This is a genomic window from Ruegeria sp. CDSA246 (genome assembly GCF_059611225.1).
Genome location: NZ_JBXWPD010000030.1, coordinates 1 through 16,208 on the forward strand (window position 1 = coordinate 1; position 16,208 = coordinate 16,208).

General features: G+C 55.4%; 17 protein-coding genes. 7 read left to right on the plus strand and 10 right to left on the minus strand.

Features of this window, described 5'->3' with window-relative positions; all coding sequences use genetic code 11:
• Positions 1 to 37 precede the first annotated feature (37 nt).
• Together AC2FI9_RS21940 and AC2FI9_RS21945 are read right to left on the minus strand one after the other, a co-directional pair.
• Positions 38 to 181 (minus strand): hypothetical protein, encoded by a 144-nt coding sequence (locus AC2FI9_RS21940; RefSeq protein WP_496770740.1) that lies wholly within the window; start codon positions 179 to 181, stop codon positions 38 to 40.
• Positions 182 to 277: 96 nt separating this feature from the next.
• Positions 278 to 1,039 (minus strand): IclR family transcriptional regulator, encoded by a 762-nt coding sequence (locus AC2FI9_RS21945; protein WP_496770790.1) that lies wholly within the window; start codon positions 1,037 to 1,039, stop codon positions 278 to 280.
• Between the two features lie 70 nt (positions 1,040 to 1,109).
• Here AC2FI9_RS21945 and AC2FI9_RS21950 point away from each other — a divergent pair, with 70 nt between their 5' ends.
• Genes AC2FI9_RS21950 through AC2FI9_RS21960 form a run of 3 tightly spaced genes read left to right on the plus strand, consistent with a single transcriptional unit; the run spans position 1,110 to position 3,295 of the window.
• On the plus strand, positions 1,110 to 2,465 hold the full coding sequence (locus AC2FI9_RS21950) for a selenium-binding family protein (protein WP_496770744.1): 1,356 nt from the start codon (positions 1,110 to 1,112) through the stop codon (positions 2,463 to 2,465).
• Positions 2,462 to 2,827 carry a 2Fe-2S iron-sulfur cluster-binding protein gene (locus tag AC2FI9_RS21955; protein WP_172677913.1) on the plus strand — a complete coding sequence of 122 codons (366 nt, stop codon included), beginning with the start codon at positions 2,462 to 2,464 and terminating at the stop codon, positions 2,825 to 2,827. The genes AC2FI9_RS21950 and AC2FI9_RS21955 overlap by 4 nt, the downstream gene beginning before the upstream one ends.
• 3 nt (positions 2,828 to 2,830) lie before the next feature.
• Positions 2,831 to 3,295, plus strand: a complete 465-nt coding sequence (locus AC2FI9_RS21960) for a CoA-binding protein (protein WP_496770747.1) — start codon at positions 2,831 to 2,833, stop codon at positions 3,293 to 3,295.
• A gap of 360 nt (positions 3,296 to 3,655) precedes the next feature.
• Here the strand turns inward: AC2FI9_RS21960 and tcuB are convergent, their stop codons facing one another.
• The 3 genes from tcuB to AC2FI9_RS21975 are packed head-to-tail and all read right to left on the minus strand — an operon-like array spanning position 3,656 to position 6,811.
• A complete protein-coding gene (gene tcuB / locus AC2FI9_RS21965; RefSeq protein ID WP_496770753.1) occupies positions 3,656 to 4,735 on the minus strand; it encodes a tricarballylate utilization 4Fe-4S protein TcuB in 1,080 nt (359 codons plus the stop codon).
• Positions 4,725 to 6,119, minus strand: coding sequence for an FAD-dependent tricarballylate dehydrogenase TcuA (gene tcuA / locus AC2FI9_RS21970; protein WP_496770755.1), 1,395 nt, complete (start codon positions 6,117 to 6,119; stop codon positions 4,725 to 4,727). Before tcuA ends, tcuB begins: the two co-directional genes overlap by 11 nt.
• 11 nt (positions 6,120 to 6,130) lie before the next feature.
• Positions 6,131 to 6,811, minus strand: a complete 681-nt coding sequence (locus AC2FI9_RS21975) for a GntR family transcriptional regulator (RefSeq protein ID WP_496770757.1) — start codon at positions 6,809 to 6,811, stop codon at positions 6,131 to 6,133.
• A 78-nt stretch (positions 6,812 to 6,889) separates the two neighbouring features.
• Between AC2FI9_RS21975 and AC2FI9_RS21980 the strand changes: the two genes are divergently transcribed.
• Entirely contained in the window at positions 6,890 to 7,954 is a 1,065-nt protein-coding gene (locus tag AC2FI9_RS21980; protein WP_496770758.1) for an AbrB family transcriptional regulator, read from the plus strand.
• On the opposite strand, the gene AC2FI9_RS21985 is transcribed toward AC2FI9_RS21980, so the two are convergent.
• The 5 genes from AC2FI9_RS21985 to AC2FI9_RS22005 all read right to left on the minus strand — a co-directional run bounded on the left by AC2FI9_RS21985 (position 7,923) and on the right by AC2FI9_RS22005 (position 13,563).
• Positions 7,923 to 8,903 (minus strand): D-2-hydroxyacid dehydrogenase family protein, encoded by a 981-nt coding sequence (locus AC2FI9_RS21985; RefSeq protein WP_496770764.1) that lies wholly within the window; start codon positions 8,901 to 8,903, stop codon positions 7,923 to 7,925. The two genes, AC2FI9_RS21980 and AC2FI9_RS21985, sit on opposite strands and share 32 nt — an antisense overlap.
• Positions 8,904 to 8,917: 14 nt before the next feature.
• The gene (locus tag AC2FI9_RS21990; RefSeq protein WP_496770775.1) at positions 8,918 to 9,136 is read right to left on the minus strand and encodes a hypothetical protein; all 219 of its coding nucleotides are present in this window, start codon (positions 9,134 to 9,136) and stop codon (positions 8,918 to 8,920) included.
• 51 nt (positions 9,137 to 9,187) lie between these two features.
• The gene (locus tag AC2FI9_RS21995; protein WP_496770777.1) at positions 9,188 to 10,276 is read right to left on the minus strand and encodes a 4-oxalomesaconate tautomerase; all 1,089 of its coding nucleotides are present in this window, start codon (positions 10,274 to 10,276) and stop codon (positions 9,188 to 9,190) included.
• An 88-nt stretch (positions 10,277 to 10,364) separates the two neighbouring features.
• The gene (locus AC2FI9_RS22000; RefSeq protein ID WP_496770779.1) at positions 10,365 to 12,395 is read right to left on the minus strand and encodes a tripartite tricarboxylate transporter permease; all 2,031 of its coding nucleotides are present in this window, start codon (positions 12,393 to 12,395) and stop codon (positions 10,365 to 10,367) included.
• Between the two features lie 79 nt (positions 12,396 to 12,474).
• On the minus strand, positions 12,475 to 13,563 hold the full coding sequence (locus tag AC2FI9_RS22005; RefSeq protein ID WP_496727376.1) for a tricarboxylate transporter: 1,089 nt from the start codon (positions 13,561 to 13,563) through the stop codon (positions 12,475 to 12,477).
• A 139-nt stretch (positions 13,564 to 13,702) separates the two neighbouring features.
• Between AC2FI9_RS22005 and AC2FI9_RS22010 the strand changes: the two genes are divergently transcribed.
• The 3 genes from AC2FI9_RS22010 to AC2FI9_RS22020 all read left to right on the plus strand — a co-directional run bounded on the left by AC2FI9_RS22010 (position 13,703) and on the right by AC2FI9_RS22020 (position 16,176).
• Positions 13,703 to 14,371: a response regulator transcription factor gene (locus AC2FI9_RS22010; protein WP_496770781.1), complete on the plus strand. Its 669-nt coding sequence runs from the start codon at positions 13,703 to 13,705 to the stop codon at positions 14,369 to 14,371.
• Positions 14,372 to 14,424: 53 nt separating this feature from the next.
• A complete protein-coding gene (locus AC2FI9_RS22015) occupies positions 14,425 to 15,735 on the plus strand; it encodes a sensor histidine kinase (RefSeq protein WP_496770784.1) in 1,311 nt (436 codons plus the stop codon).
• 156 nt (positions 15,736 to 15,891) lie between these two features.
• On the plus strand, positions 15,892 to 16,176 hold the full coding sequence (locus tag AC2FI9_RS22020; protein ID WP_496770786.1) for a hypothetical protein: 285 nt from the start codon (positions 15,892 to 15,894) through the stop codon (positions 16,174 to 16,176).
• The last annotated feature ends 32 nt before the right edge of the window (positions 16,177 to 16,208 follow it).

The window sequence follows — 16,208 nt, forward strand, 5'->3', positions numbered from 1 at the left end:
AATCAAACCAACCAGATGAGCCACATCCTCTCTTAGATCAGAGCGCCATCTGTCCCAAAATCCCTGACGACGGACAACTGACAACATTTTGCGCTTGGAAGATGCTGGCGTCCAAAAATGGCTGCCGATACTCAGGTTTTACGTTGATCACGAAGAACCCACCAAACATTGCATCGTCCATATTTGTCTCCCTCATTGACCTAAAAGCGGCGAAGGTCGCAAAACACACCTGTCCTGCTGGATAGCGTTAACCTACAGCACTGCGATACCCATGAACCTAAGCGGGTATCCTTTCTTTATCTGCTTCACCCCATCCTAGCGCGCGTGCAAGTTCGTGTGACATTGTGGTAAGTGTATGGCCAATCTTTTCTCGCTTCGAAGGTGTAAACACCCGAAGAGACGCCGTGGCGCCGATTGAAAGCGTCGCACCAACACCTGTCTTAGTCAGCGTTGTTGCGACAGAACTGATCCCGCGCTCGAGCTCTTCAACACACATGGCATACCCTTTGGCTCGAATGACATCGAGTTCCGCGGCCAGATCCTTAGGGTCTGTAATCGTGCGATCTGTGTACCGCTTAAGCTGCCCATCCAATCGGTCTTGAGACAGCAGCTCAGGCGACACGGCGGCGATTGCCTTGGCGCAAGAGCAAGCGTGCATTGGTCGTTTGCCCATACCTGGATGAAGAAAAGACACGCCCGTCTGCGGTGTCTCCACATGAATAATCTCAACCCAATTGCCCCGTAGCCGAGACAAGAAAAACGCAGCGCCATAGTCATTAGCGGCGCCAGAGAGGACAGGCGCAATCACCTGCAAAAGAGCGGGATCAGAGTGATCGCTCAACGTGATACGCTTTAGCCTAATCCCAATCGCGAACTCACCGCGGGTTGGTGATTCAAGTAGGCCGGACAAAACAAGGTCTTGAACCAGCCTGTAGGCCGTCGGTTTAGGTATATCGGACTGGGCACAGATATCCGCTACGGACGCACGTCCTTTTTGACCCACGATTTCCAAAATCAGCGCTAATCGTTCGAGATGCATTTTTCTCACTTTATGATAACTAAGTTTTCGATATACGATACAATTTAGGGAATCAAGGGAGGAGCATACGATGGATGGACAATGCTGTGGACCGGGCTTCAAGAGTCCGCAAGAAGCCATCAAAGCCCCCCGAGAAAAGCTACTCTACACGATCGCCATCTACACCGGGACAGGGATTCAGAAACCTGATTACCTTGCTACAGTGGATGTCGACCCTAACAGCTCGACCTATTCTCAGGTAATCCATAGGCTGGAAATGCCGGGGATTGGGGACGAGCTTCACCACATGGGGTGGAACGCCTGTTCGTCCTGTCACGACGACGGCTCGATGTCCCGCAAATACCTGATCCTGCCGGGCGTACGCTCTAACAACCTTCATATCGTTGATACAGCCACTGACCCGCGTGCGCCGCGGTTGCATAAGGTCATCGACGGGGCGGAAATCAAGGCCAAGACAGATTTATCGGGCCCGCATACGGTGCATTGTTTGGGCTCGGAAATCATCATTTCCTTCCTTGGAAATGCCAAGGGTGAAGCTCCTGGAGGCTATCTGCATCTCGATAAAGAGTTCAACATCGTCGGTCGCTGGGAAACCTCGATGGGCGAGATCAAATTCGGCTATGACTTCTGGTACCAACCACGCCACAACGTGATGGTCAGTTCCGAATGGGCTGCGCCCAATACCTTCATGCCGGGCTTCGATCTGGAAGAAGTGGGCCATCTGAAATATGGGCGCGAGCTGCATTTTTGGGATTTCGAAAGGCGCGAACCGGTCGAAAGCTTCTATCTGGGTGAAGACGGGCTGTTGCCACTGGAAGTCAAGTTCCACCATGACCCCGACAGCACGCATGGGTTCTGTGGCGCAGCTCTTTCGACCAATGTGATCCATTGGTGGCAAGACGATGCAAAAAAGTGGCAGTGGGAAAAGATCATCGACGTGGAAAACGAGATGCACCCCGAATGGCCGATCCCGTTGCCGGGGGTTATGTCGGCGATCCTGATTTCGATGGACGACAAATACTTGTACCTGAACAATTGGCTGCATGGAGATATGCGCCAGTATGACATCACCGACCCGCATAATCCCAAGCTGACCGGCCAAGTGTTTATGGGGGGCCTTTTGGGTAAAGCTCCGATCGTTAACGGGGTCGAGGTCGCGGGTGGTCCGCAAATGTTCCAGCTCTCTCTCGACGGGCGAAGGCTTTATGTCACGACCTCGCTGTTCTCGACTTGGGATAACCAGTTCTATCCCGAGATCCGCGAAAAGGGCGGGGTTATGGTGATGATCGATTGCGACCCTGAAAACGGTGGTATGAAGATCAACGAGGATTTCATTGTGGACTTTGGCAAAGAACCGAATGGTCCATCGCGCTGTCACGAGAGCCGGTATCCGGGCGGTGATTGCACAAGCGACATCTGGCTATGACTATGTATACCGTGACGATCGCGAACAGAGATGGCGCGCAATACTGTGTGGATGCGCGGCGCCCACTTCTGGAAACGCTGAGAGAACAGGGCGTCGACTTGCCTTTTGGGTGCAAGTATGGCGGCTGCATTACCTGCGCGGCAAAACTAAAGACTGGCGCGATCGATCAACGCCGACAGGTTGCGCTGAATAATCGGCAAATCGCGAACGGCTATGTGATCCTTTGCGTGGCACGTCCGACATCCGACATCACGCTTGAGATCGGGGTCGAGAGCCATGGCAAGCTGTACCGCAATCCGTTTCTCGACCCTCTCAAACCCCACGAACTCAAGGCTGACATTGCGACGCCGAAGGAAGGTTAACCGATGCCCGAAGCAGATATCGACCACATCTACGATTACGACCCCAATTACCTCGCCGACATCCTGCAGTCGGTTAAAACCATTGCAATGGTGGGGGCTAGCGCGGACAAAACGAAATTCAGCTATGGCGTTCTGCGACAGCTGAGTGAAATCGGCTATGATATTCTACCGGTGAATCCTAACCCGAATGTTTCGGAAATTAGAGGGCTCAAAGTCTACCACTCATTGGAAGAGATCGACAAACATGTTGATATGGTAGACGTTTTCCGCCCGAAGGAAGAGTTATATGCCTTTGCCGAGAAGGCTATCGCAATCGGGGCAAAAGTTCTTTGGGGTCAAATCGGTGTGTATGACGACAAAGCAGCGCAACTCGCAGAAGCGGCGGGCCTTAAAGTCGTGATGAACCGATGCCCCAAGATTGAACTCTTCCGCCCATTTTGGAAGCCGCGCTTGGACCTAAAGATATGATGGAAATTCGATTGGTAGCGGCCTCCTCAGCATCCAATGAGGGTGCCAATTGAGATATTGTGCTTACGGAAGAGAAGACAAGTAATCCTGTCACTCTACACAACCGCCTAGTCTAAAACCAAAAATGTCCGATTTGTTTGGAGAACCAAAGGCCGCTTTGTCCGCAGAGTGGTCATTCGTCGCAACTCTCTCCAATATCTGCTTCGCGGACAAAGCTGCCTTTCGTGTCGATGTTGTCAATCACAGCAAACAGACCCATTCCAGACGTTGACCGCAACCCGGGGTGCTGGAACGAAGACTGCAAGGGCGTCAAAATGCGCTTGAATTGCGACTTTTTAATCCCTTGGCGGTGGATGTTTGCTAGCAACCAAAGGACAATTCTCTCTTACGCTGCGCGTCTCTGATCAAAGCTGCAAGTCGATAGAAGCCATGAGCCATCTTGGTGTATGGTACGAGCAGGAAGAACGTCAGAACCGAGCCAAGGTGGATGGCAAGCAGCGCGGGCATCAGAGCAGTTGAACCGAGGACGTAAAGGACCAGCCCGCTCAGCCCGACAAAGCCGAGCAATAGGACGAAGCCGATTTCGCCGCCCCATGCAGACGGGTCGCCAAGCTCGCGATCCGACTTTTGCTTGAGCAGAACCATGGCTGCACAACCTAATGTCAGCAAAATACCACCGGAAACGCCGAAGAGTTTTGGCAGAGACCAGAACCCGTAGGGCGCGTGCAACCCGAACCCGTAGTGCATAACCGTCGCCACCGAGGTCGACGCAAAGCACAGCAGGAAGCCGTACATGATGGCGTGGTGAATGTGGCGTCGGGCCTGACTGAAGCGGTCTTCGTCCTCGAAATTGCAACCCTCGCCGTGGCCTGCGGCCAAGTCTTGCATATTGCCAGCGCGTTTGAACGCAACTGTCAGATCAGACATTTGGATGGGTTTGCCACCGACCTCCGCCCAATAGCGCCTCAGGCTGATAGCCAAGCTAAAGAGTGGCAACAAGAATGCCGGCGCAAAGATTGCGACCATCGCATTGTGGGACAGGACTGCATAAAACCCCTCTCCTCCGCTGGAACCGATAACGCGAATTGCCCAGAACAGCAGGGCAAAACCGATGACCAGGGCCAGCGCGATCGCGCCACCATGCGTATGGAACCGCCGCGCCAAAGGCTGCGGCCAAGCAAAGCTTTCCCAACTGTCCCGCCGCACTTCAGCGAGAGCTTTCGGCAGGTTTAGGTCAAACTCGTGCGGTGCCGTATACTGACAAGCGTAGTAACACCCTCTGCAGTTGTGGCACAGGTTGGCCAGTTGCGTGATGTCTCCATCCGAGAACGCGCGTTCCGCGTGCAGCGACGGGAAGACCGAACAATAGCCCTCGCAATAGCGGCAAGCGTTACAAATCTCGGCCTGACGGCGGGCTTCTTGGATAAGTTCAGTTTGCATAAGCAGCGGCCTCACGTCCTGCGATGCGTCCAAAAACGGTTCCGATGGTCATGCCGAAACCGGCCAGATACCCCTGCCCCAGGATCGACCCGGCCATGGTCTCGCCGGCGGCCCAAAGGCTTTTGATCTTTCCGTTGGCGGTCGAACATTGCGCTGTGTCGTCGACCTTCAGGCCCAGATAGGTGAAGGTCACACCGGTGCGCAGCGAATAGCCATAAAACGGAGGCTCGGTGATCGGACGCGCCCAGTTCGTCTTGGGCGGCGTCAGACCCGAGGTCGTGACCCCGTCCAACTCAGTCGGATGGAATCCACTGGTATCGCCGCATGCTTCGTTGAATTCTGCAACGGTCGCCTTCAGCTTGTCGGCGGGCAGATCCATCATTGCAGCCAGTTCTTCCAGGGTGTCCGCCTTCAGTGGTGGAAAGACCGACGGCATAAACAGGTTCAGCGACTTAGCATCGATGATCACATAGCCAACTTGATCCGGTTGGGCCGCCACCAGACGTCCCCAGATCGCATAGCGCTTGGGCCAAACGTCTTCGCCCTCGTCATAAAACCGCTCGGCATTCTTGTTCACGACGATTGAAAACGGCACACAGTCCAGGCGGGTGACGATACCGCCATCGAACTTCGGCGCGCGCCCGTCAATGGCGACGGCGTGGCACTGGGTCGGATCGCCGACGCTGTCCACACCTTGATCCAACAGATCGGACAGAACCACACCACGGTTATAGGGTGTGCCCCGGATCAAGAAGTTCTTGGCAGGCTCACCCCATGCACGGGTCAGCCAATCGGTGTCGGCCTGAAACCCACCTGAGGCAACGATGACAGCTTTGGGCGTGATGCGATGAGATTGGCCCTCATAGGTGTAATCGACCCACTCGATCCGATCACCGTTCAACTCCAGATGCGTGACAGCAGCTTCGTACAGAACATCGACACCCAGACCCGCCGCAGTTCGGTAATAGGCGTTCACCAGAGACTTCCCGCCCCCCATGAAGAAGGCGTTGGTCCGCGCCAGTGACAGGGTCCCGGACAGGGATGGTTGGAACCTGACGCCGTGTTCTTCCATCCACGGAAGGCATTCCTCGGAGGTTCGGATCGCGAGGCGAGCAAGATGTTCGTCGGTTTTGCCGCCAGTGACCTTGAGCAGATCTTCAAGATACTCATCTTCACTGTATTCTTCGATCAGCGGGCCCAGAGGAGCGCCATGCATACAACGAAAATTGCGTGTATGGCGCGAGTTTCCACCACGATAGGCTTTTGGTGCCGTCTCGAGGATCAGAACACGGGCGCCTGCCTCGGCAGCAGTCATCGCGGCGCAGAGGGCAGCATTCCCACCGCCGATCACAGCGATATCATAAGCTTCCTTTTGGGTGGCCATATCCTGTCTACCTATTGATTTTTGTCGGTTGTCCGGTCGCGTTCTTGCAACGCCCGAATACGCATCCGTTGTGCAGCCTGAATATGCGCGCGCATTTCTGTTTCAGCCGCTGCGCCATCACGGGCCTTTAAGGCAGCCATGACGCGCTTATGCTCTGCCACTGCTGTCTCGGCCCGATCACCGTCCAGCAATTGCGATGGCCCAAGGATCAACAGCGCTTTTTGCAAAGACAACATAGACTTGGCAAGAAACCGGTTCTTTGCTGCGTCCAAAAGTGTGGCGTGGAAAATCCGGTTTATCCGAGCCGCTTCCGAACCGGTACCAGCCTCGGCCAAGCGAACATTCAAAACGCTCAGCTCGTCTAGCTCGACATCCGATGCAGCACGCGCTGCTAAACGGGCTGCAGTTCCCTCGAGCACCGCGCGCATCTCATAGAGTTCCATTACTTCGGCGTAATCGAGACAACGTACGGTTGCGCCCTGCCGTGGCACATGAGTTACTAGCCCGTCGGACTCCAACTGCCGGATAGCTTCGCGCACAGGGGTGCGACTGACGCCCAATCGTTCTGACAACTCAATCTCGCGCAGGCGTTCGCCAGGCTGAAGTGTGCCATCCCGAATCTCATCCAGCAGGTGTTGATACGCTGAATTGCCTTGTGGGCCAGGCTGATAGGGGTCGTCTTGAATGGTCATCGAGCGCTCACTTGTCTTTTTGCGTCCACTTGTATACATTTGGATACGTTGTGAGTCAATATTATCGAAAGCCGTGCCTTGCCCACCCAAAACAAAACACCCTCTTTCCTGACAAAGCGGGCCGTAACACTGGTCCTTGCGCTGTTGGGCACCGGAGTATTTTGGGCGTTGAACCTGCCGCTGCCCTTTCTATTCGGCCCAATGAGCGCGTGTCTGATCGCCGCCCTAGCGCATGCCCCTATGGAAGGTTTTGGTCAGATATCGGTTGCAGCGCGCACCATACTCGGCGTTGCAGTTGGGGCTTCGATTACCCCTGCCCTTTTTGTCGAATTGCCGAAGATGGCCGCGTCTATAGCACTGGTCCCGTTCTTTATCCTGCTGATCGCGCTGGTAGGCGTGCCATTCTTTCGCAAGATTTGGGGCTTTGACTCCACGACCGCGTTTTATGCTGCCATGCCAGGCGGATTGCAGGACATGATCATCTTTGGCGCCGAAGCAGGCGCCAACCCGCGTACGCTATCCCTGATCCACGGTACGCGCGTGCTGATCATCGTGACACTGGCCCCACTGTTTCTGACAGTGTTCTACGATGCCCAGCTCACCAACCCAATCGGAGAGCCTGCGCGCGACCTGCCAATACATGAGTTGGCGCTGATGGTACTGGCCGCCCTTATAGGCTGGAAAGGCGGTGAGAGGATCGGCTTGTTCGGGGCATCCATCCTCGGCCCAATGATCCTGACATCGGCTCTGTCACTGGGTGATTTCATTCATACCCGACCGCCGCGCGAGGCTATCCTTGCAGCGCAGTTCTTTATCGGGTGCGGGATAGGCGTGAAATTCGTAGGCGTCACTTGGGTTGAACTCCGCCGGGTGGTTGCAGCGGGCTTCGCCTATGTCATCGTCCTTGCCATCTTGGCCGCCGCTTTCACCGCTGTTGTCACCACGTTGGGGCTCGGCCAGCCGGTCGAGGCCTTCTTGGCCTTTGCCCCCGGCGGACAGGCCGAGATGACAGTGCTGGCTATCGTTTCGGGCGCGGACCTGGGCTTTGTGATCACGCACCACCTGACAAGGATTGTGCTGGTGATCATCGGTGCGCCAATAGCAGCCAACCTTATCCTGCGCTGGTCCAAACCTCGGGGTTGATCATGTGAATGGGAGCGCCTTCAGCATAAGCGTTCACCTGATCGAAAATGTCTGAGAATTGCAGGTCAAATTCGTCCTCGGTCACAAAACCTATATGTGGTGTCGCAATCAGGTTTGGGTGCGATAGCAACGGATCATTCGGGTCAATGAGCGGCTCGGAATCGAAGACATCAATTGCGGCCTTCCCCGGGCGACCGGCTTTCAGCGCGTCCAACAAAGCACCCGGAGCGATCAGCCCGGCCCGGGAGGTGTTCACAAACATCCCGCCCGGTTGCATCTGCGAGAAATCTGACGCTGTGATGATACCTTGCGTGTTGGGCTTCAGGCGGACGTGGACCGAGACAACATCGCTGTTGGCAAAGAACGCTTCACGGCTTGTGGCAATCTGCACGCCGTCGGCCTGCGCGCGTGCCCGGCCATCGTCCGAGGACCACCAGACCACATTCATCCCGAACGCCTCGGCGTAGTCAGCAACAGCGCGGGCGATACGGCCATATCCATACAGCCCCAGTTTCCTCCCCCTCAGGGTCTTGCCAACTCCGGCCTGCCAATGTCCGGTTTTGACCGAGGCCATCTGCGCAGGCAAATCGCGCATCCCCGCCATGATCAGCGCCCATGTCAGTTCGGCTGCGGCATATGAAGGCGTGCCGCCATGCATGTTCGAACACAGCAGCACTCCGTTGTCCGAGCACGCCTGCACATCGACGTGTGGATATACACTGCGCTGACTGATCAATTTCAGGTTTGGGAGTTTTTCAACCAAATCGCGGGTGATCTTGGTGCGTTCGCGAAACAACACCAGCGCCTCAGCCTCCTGCAAGCGTTCAGCCAATTCGCTGGTATCCTCGACATGATCTGTCCAGACCTTCACGTTATGGTCAGATAGCTTTTCAAAACAGGGCAGGCCCTGCAGTGTGTCAAACCAGTCATCCAGAATGTGTACTTTCATCGACTTTCTATACCCTACTCGGTGCTCAGTTTTCTTGGCGTCGGCACAAAATGACATGTGTCGAGTGCTTCAAGCGCATTGCGAACCCGTTCTCGTTGATCCAGCAAATGGTTGAATTGCTCATCACACCCGGCAATCGGTGTCGGGTAGTCCGCGATGTCCCTCCGCAGAACCGACTGCGCCAGCCTGAGTTCCTGACGCGCGATATCAAGGCATTCGGAATAGTCGTCCATCGTGATATCCTCATGATGTATACCATAGTATACCCAATGAGAATTGTCATTTCAACTGCCGTTCCACTCAGATTCCGGCACATAAACATGCCCGTCCGCCAATTTACGCGCAGTCCTCACCAGACCGGCAGAAATTACGTTGAACTCCCCGTCGTTCGAGAAGTCCACCAGAACGTCGATCTTGCCCGAGGCGTGCTCCAACACAACTTCAGCCGGGCTTGAACCCGGGCGATCAAGCAACCCGTCTACGACGGTTCCGGGCGTCAAAGCGCAAGATGCCATGCATTGCGCACCCGTAACGGCCATTGTTGGGTGGGTTTTCCATGGCATGAAATACCGAACCGCAAGGGTTCCACCCTCTCTGGCGGGTGCCATCAGGCCGAATTTGGGAGTTACAGATTTCGATACGTCCCCCATACCCATCAGTTTCCCGGCTTCGATCCGTACTGCCTCCATCCGGTCAAAGAAAGCCCGGTTGGTATTAAGCTCTTCAACGCTTTCATACCCTGTCAGTCCGAAATCCGCTGCCCGGGCTATGGCCATTGGCATAGCGACATCCATGCAAGTCAGCTCGATCCCCTGCACTGTATCGCGCAAATTTCCTGTGGGTAGAAATGAACCTGTCGCCGAGCCCACAACGCCCATAAAGCTCAGTTGCACGGGTGCAGAATGACCGGGAACCCCCGCGATTTCCGCATCGCCCTCGTAGACCAACTCACCGCCCGGGGTCTGTACTTTTGCAACGACACGGGCACCCGTATTTACAGCGCGAATGCGGATTTCGGTCTCATCGCCGTTGGGCTGAAGCAATCCCATTTCGATCGCAGCTGGACCAACTCCGGAGAGGATGTTCCCGCAAGTTGGTTTAAAATCGACCAGCTTCTCATCAACAGAAACCTGCGCGAAGAAATAGTCGATATCCGCCCATTCGTCCTCGCTGACGGATAGCATCGCCACTTTGGTCGTCACCGCGTTACCACCACCGATCCCGTCGATGTTGAGCGCTTGTCCGGCCCCGAGGGCAGCAACCAGCACATCAGCCAGCTTGTCCCTATCTTCAGGCAGATCAGAGCGTCGAAAATAAGGCCCTCGGGAAGTGCCGCCGCGCATGAAGACATATGGGATTGCTGTCTGGGTCATTGCGAACCCTCCTTTACAAACCTTTGAAATCTCTGATTTCAGCGCTGCCCGACCCGCCAGATTGGCAGGCCGGGCATCCGTGGAGCGCCTACTTGAGTGGCCATGGCAGGTTCACCATGTCTTGCAGCAGACCCGGCGGGAAATCCCGGTTCAGGGCACCAGCCATGAAGCACATGAAACCGATGCCGCAGGCCGTCAGGAGCAGCGTCATCTGCCAGCTGGACCTGGCGCGAATGCGGAAGAATGCAATCAGGAACCCGATCAGGGCGAGGATGAACCCCACAACCCAGGTGGCCGCGATCAGACTTGCGAACCACGCGAGCGTTGACCAAAGTCCATGTGGCGCGCTTGCATCCTCGCCGGCAATTTCCTTGTCGGCAAAGATTGCATCCCCCTCGGGTCGCCGCATCATCTGGATCAACAGAATGACGCAGCAGAACAGCGACACGCTACCGATCACCAGCGGGATGATCTTGTCGGTCATGTTGTAGTCAGGGATCATGTTGGCATTGACCAAAGCCACGATCAGATAGGCCATGATCACCAGCAAAAAGATCAGCGGCGCGCGCTTGCTTCCGGATTTGACCTCACCTTCGGCCATGATCATCTTAGCTTGGCGAATACCCAGAATGACCGAAACCACGGTAACCACGATCAGCACGATAACGATCGGGCTGAAGACATATTCCATCCCCTCACCAAAGCTTTTGCGGAAGCGGAAAGAGGCAATCTGGAACGCCTGGTTGGTGAACTTCTCAACCGGGTTCGACAGCACGAACCCAATCAGAAAGGCCGGTCGCGACCAGTCGAAACGGCGCAGGAAAATACCGATCAGGCCGATGACGAACAGGGCCAGCAGGTCTTCGAAGTTTTGACCGGACTGGAATGCCGCGAAGCTGATCAGCATGAACAGAAACGGCGCCAGATAGGTGAAACGGATTGTCGTCAGCTTGGCTATCCCACCCGAGGCCGCGATGCATAAGATGGTGCCCACCACGTTGGCGAGAGCCAGCAACCAGACAATCGAATAGGTGATGTCGAGATTATCCTTGAGCATGCTAGGACCGACCTCGATATCTCCGGATCCCAACAGTGCGACGGCGCCGATAAAGATCGCCATCGAACCCGAGCCGGGGATACCAAACAGTAGCGTTGGGACAAGCCCCCCGCCCTCCTTGGCATTGTTCGAGCTTTCCGGCCCGATGACGCCACGCACTTCGCCTTTGCCGAAGTTGCTTTTGTCTTTGGTCGATTGAACCGAATGGCCATAAGCGATCCAGTCAACAACCGAGCCACCAAGACCAGGAATGACACCGACAACCACGCCAATGATCGAACAGCGGACCGACAACCAGATGTTCGCAGCCCAGTCTTTGACCCCATCAAACCAACCAGCTCCTAGCAAAGCGCCCTTGGCAATGGATCGGTCTTGACGCAGCAGCGAGACGATTTCCGGCACCGCAAAGATACCCAAGCCAACGATGACCAATTTCAGACCGTCGGTCAGATAAGGAATGTCATAAGTGGCCATACGAAGTGAGCCGCCTGCATCCGCCTCGCCAATCGTGCCAACCATCAGGCCCAGCCCTGCGGCGGCGACACCCTTCAACGGGATACGCCCGGCGAGAATGGCGACCATCGACAAACCAAGAATGGTGATCATCAGCATCTCGGGCAGACCGAATGCCAGAACGATGGGCCGCGCGACCAAAATGAACATGGTCAGAAAAGTTGCGCCGACCAAGCCGCCAAACAGCGATGAAGCAAAGGCCGCTGACAATGCCCGCGCGGCTTCGCCTTTCTTCGCCATCGGGAAACCATCCAACACCGTAGCCTGCGAGGCAGAGCTACCTGGGATGCCCATAAGAACTGACGCGAAGGTGTCAGAGGTCGGCACAACGGCGACCATCCCGATCATCAACGCCAATCCAAGGATTGGGTCCATACCGAACATGAAAGGCAGCAATAGGGACAGACCAGCAATACCGCCAAGCCCAGGGAAAACACCTACGGCCAGTCCCATGACGACACCGAGAACAAGATATCCCAGAACGATAGGTTGCAGGATCAGACCCCACGCGTCACTAAGCGCAGGAACAGCTGTGGCGAAAGCCTCCATAGCGGCCGCCTTTCATAAATTGTCTTGTGTTTGGAAAAGCGCGCGCCCGACATTGGGGCACGCGCGGTGGTGTTTGGGCTTAGTTCAGCTCGACACCATAGGCTTCTTTGAGCCAGTTCAGAACGTAGGCTTTTGCGTTGTCGTCGACGTTTGTCGCGGTTTGCAATGCCGCTTTAGAGCCGTCACCTACGAACACTGGGTATTTGCCCACGCGCTTTGAGGAGATGTCGGCAAAGTCGCCGCGCTCCGTCACAGCCTGGAACGCTGCTGTGTATGCGTCGACCACTTCCTGAGGTGTATCACCCGGCAGGAAAGCCAGCTTCTGAACCGGGAACCCGGCTACAAAGAACGCTTTCCACGCATCCCATGCCTCGCCGCTGGTTTCACAGCCATCGGTGGCTTCGCACACTTCTTTGAAAGTCGGGATATCCGGGAAAGTCGGGTCGCGAACGATGTTGCCGTCTGCATCCAGAGCACCCCAGGTCATCATCGGAACAGCCTGACCGGATTCAACCAACGGGGCCGAACCACCCAAGTAGCCGGACGAGGTCTGATAATCGATATTGGCTTCGCCACGTTCGAACATCAGACGACCGTCTCCGCGTCCCTTGATGCCGAAGACCGGCTCGACATTCATGCCAAGCATTTGCCAGGCCAACAGCGGTACAAGGTCAAGACGCGTCGCACCCTGCGAACCGTAGATGAAGTTGGTGTCCTTCAGAGCATTCGCCGAGCCATCAAACTTCGCGCCATCCTCTGCGTTCAGGTAAGCAACGCCACCGGTTCCTGATGCCATGACAGGAATCCAGTCATTGTATTCATAGCGCACCCGCGGATCACTAAGCAGATATGGGAATTGAGTTGAACCGGAGGTGCCAAACAGCAGCGTACCGTCGTCATGGCTCTGCTCCTGGAACCAGTTCGCGCCCTTGGTCGAACCAGCGCCCGGCATGAATTTCACCACTACGGTCGGTTGACCCGGCAGCGCTTCGGACAGAAGCGGCGCAAAGAAGTTGGCCCATTTGGCAGACCCGCCGGTTTCCGAGAACGGGATGACCCATTCCACAGTCTTACCCGAGAAATCAACCTCGGCTGCGGCAGGTGCGGCGATACCGGCGGCGGCGATCAGCCCCACGACGGCGCGACGGGTGAAGTTGGAAATGGTCATTGGTTCCTCCCTGTTGACCAGACAACCACGTCAACGCCCTCGGCGCTACCGTGATCGCAAATAGAACTGTGGGGTTGATTCCCCCTCCCATCTGGCAATCATGGAGTGCCAACCTTGCGCGAAACTTGCAGGAGACCCGATGCGGATCGTCATCGTCGAAGACAACGAGACCCTCGCCAAAGCTATTGCATATCGCCTACGTGACCGGGGTCATGCAGCAGAAGTGCTTTTGGATGGCGATGAGGCTGACTTGTATCTTGCGCAAGAGGGCGCAGACTTAGTTGTTCTGGACATCAATTTGCCTGGACAGTCGGGACTGGAGATCCTGAAATCTCTTCGCAATCGTGGTGACGGCGTACCGGTGATCTTGCTTACGGCACGTGCCGAAACAAGCGACCGGGTTTCGGGGTTGGATATGGGCGCCGATGATTACCTGGTTAAGCCATTCGAAATGGACGAGTTGGAAGCACGCATCCGGGCGCTTTCTCGACGCAAAGAACTCGACTACGGCGCAATGGAGAGAATTGGTGGCCTGGAATTCGACCGCGCTGCCCGTCAGGTAAGTGTACAGGGCGAGGTTATGGATTTTCCGCGGCGGGAAATCGCGGTGCTTGAATGCCTGTTGGAACGCAGGGGCAGAATTGTTCCCAAAAGCCAACTAACGGATTACGTCTACGGCGTGGGTGCAGATGTCGAGTCTTCCGCCGTTGAGCCTCATGTATCGCGGCTGAGAAAACGTCTTCAAGATCTGGGTATTAGAATAAAGACAGCCCGTGGTCTGGGGTATCTGCTTGAGGTGCAGAAGTGATCAATCACGGCTCGCTCAGGTTAAGACTTTTCATTCTTATCCTAACCCCCTTGGTGTTAATTGCCGCTCTGCTTGGTCTTTGGCGCTTTATGATTGCGCAGAATACGGCTCAGGAATTGTTCGACGACAGCCTGTTATCTGCAGGTCTCGCAATATCGCGAGATGTTGCGATTTCGGGAGGTGATGCGCTGTCACCAACGACACGCAGCATGATCCGTGACGCATCAGGCGGAGAGATTTTTTACCACGTAACGGGCCCCGGCGGCATCTATGTGACAGGCTATGCCTACCCCCCGGCCGCCACCAACCCGTCTGATCAAGAGGTGTACAAGCCCCAGTTTTTCGAAGCGCTCTACCGCCAAGAACCAGTGCGCGTTCTTAAGATGACGGAACGCGTGACCATTGAAAATCTAATCGGAGATGCGACGGTTACAGTCTGGCAACGTATGGCGGATCGCAACGCCTTCGCCAATGAATTGTCAATCCGCGCAGGAATTCTAATGGGAATTCTGCTGGCCACCCTCGCCATTGTGGTGTGGTTCGGCGTCGCGCGCGGCCTTAGGCCCTTGTTGGATTTGCAGGACGCAATTGACCTGCGTTCACCAGATGACCTCAGTGAGATCAAGCGCCCTGTCCCAATCGAAGTTCAAGGTGTTGTCAGAACCCTGAACCGGCTTTTTGGACAGGTGGAAAAAAGTATCAACGCCCACCAAGTGTTTATATCCGAAGCTGCACATCAACTGCGGAATCCAGCGGCGGCCGTGCAGTCAATGGCCGAAGCGCTGCAGGATGCGAAAACGGATGACGACCGAGAAAAACGCATCTCAGAGCTTGTTGCAGCGGCTAAAAACTCAGCAACAGTCGCCGAACAGCTGTTGTCACTTGAGAGGCTCAGGCAGCCGACGCACCAAGACCAAATGGATAAAATTGACTTTCGTTCGGTCGTGGAAGAGGCCTGCGCTGAGATGGGAGTTCACATCCTCGCAAAAGGTATCGAGTTTGATGTCACGATGCCTGAGACGGCAGTCACTGTATCCGGCGATCGGGTCTTTCTGATTGAGGCTTTAAAGAACCTGCTGGACAACGCAGTCAAACACGGTGGCCCAGAGTTGAGCCAAATCTCAGTTGTGCTGCGGTGTGATAATAAATTCCTCAACCTAACCGTGGCGGATGACGGAGCTGGCCTTTCGCCAGACCAAAGCGAAGTCGCATTCAATCGGTTTTCTCAGTTGGAGTATTCCGAGGGCAGCGGATTGGGGTTATCAATCGTCTCTGCAGTGGCGCAGCGCCACGGAGGAACTGTCGAAATCAACCGAGTCGAAAGAGGAGCTAGCATTACGCTTGAGCTTCCCATAGTCCTGTAAGCTGTTTCTAATTTCACTCGGAACCCAAAACCAGTCAAAGTCAACGCGAGTTTTTGCGATTGCTGCGAAAGTCAGGTTTTCGCCCTGAGCGAAGAACGCAGCTCTCAAAATCTGTATCTATGTCGTCTTTGGGCTCAACCTGTGCTTCACCCCAACATGTCGAGGCTCTATCACTCCAAAGTCAGCGATCTTGCCAACGCCCTCAATGAGCCCGACGTACGCAGCGAAGCTGCTGAGGCGCTGCGCGCTCTGATCGACAAAGTGCTGCTGACACCTTCTGAAGATGGATATGACATTGATCTGCATGGAGATCTTGCCGGCATCCTCGCTTTAGCGTCTGACAAAAAAGCAAAAACCGCCCAAGCCGACATGGCTGAGGCGGTTTCGCAATTATCGTTGGTTGCGGGAGTAGGATTTGAACCTACGACCTTCAGGTTATGAGCCTGACGAGCTACCGGGCTGCTCCATCCCGC

Bases quoted from the DNA above. Each gene is read 5' to 3' on its own strand.
- AC2FI9_RS21955 (WP_172677913.1), top strand. From the start codon at position 2,462: ATGACTATGTATACCGTGACGATCGCGAACAGAGATGGCGCGCAATAC.
- AC2FI9_RS21940 (WP_496770740.1), bottom strand. From the start codon at position 181: ATGGACGATGCAATGTTTGGTGGGTTCTTCGTGATCAACGTAAAACCT.
- AC2FI9_RS22020 (WP_496770786.1), top strand. From the start codon at position 15,892: ATGTCGAGGCTCTATCACTCCAAAGTCAGCGATCTTGCCAACGCCCTC.
- tcuA (WP_496770755.1), bottom strand. From the start codon at position 6,119: ATGGCCACCCAAAAGGAAGCTTATGATATCGCTGTGATCGGCGGTGGG.
- AC2FI9_RS21985 (WP_496770764.1), bottom strand. From the start codon at position 8,903: ATGAAAGTACACATTCTGGATGACTGGTTTGACACACTGCAGGGCCTG.
- AC2FI9_RS21995 (WP_496770777.1), bottom strand. From the start codon at position 10,276: ATGACCCAGACAGCAATCCCATATGTCTTCATGCGCGGCGGCACTTCC.
- AC2FI9_RS21950 (WP_496770744.1), top strand. From the start codon at position 1,110: ATGGATGGACAATGCTGTGGACCGGGCTTCAAGAGTCCGCAAGAAGCC.
- AC2FI9_RS21960 (WP_496770747.1), top strand. From the start codon at position 2,831: ATGCCCGAAGCAGATATCGACCACATCTACGATTACGACCCCAATTAC.
- AC2FI9_RS22005 (WP_496727376.1), bottom strand. From the start codon at position 13,563: ATGACCATTTCCAACTTCACCCGTCGCGCCGTCGTGGGGCTGATCGCC.
- AC2FI9_RS21990 (WP_496770775.1), bottom strand. From the start codon at position 9,136: ATGGACGACTATTCCGAATGCCTTGATATCGCGCGTCAGGAACTCAGG.
- AC2FI9_RS22010 (WP_496770781.1), top strand. From the start codon at position 13,703: ATGCGGATCGTCATCGTCGAAGACAACGAGACCCTCGCCAAAGCTATT.
- tcuB (WP_496770753.1), bottom strand. From the start codon at position 4,735: ATGCAAACTGAACTTATCCAAGAAGCCCGCCGTCAGGCCGAGATTTGT.
- AC2FI9_RS21975 (WP_496770757.1), bottom strand. From the start codon at position 6,811: ATGACCATTCAAGACGACCCCTATCAGCCTGGCCCACAAGGCAATTCA.
- AC2FI9_RS22000 (WP_496770779.1), bottom strand. From the start codon at position 12,395: ATGGAGGCTTTCGCCACAGCTGTTCCTGCGCTTAGTGACGCGTGGGGT.
- AC2FI9_RS21945 (WP_496770790.1), bottom strand. From the start codon at position 1,039: ATGCATCTCGAACGATTAGCGCTGATTTTGGAAATCGTGGGTCAAAAA.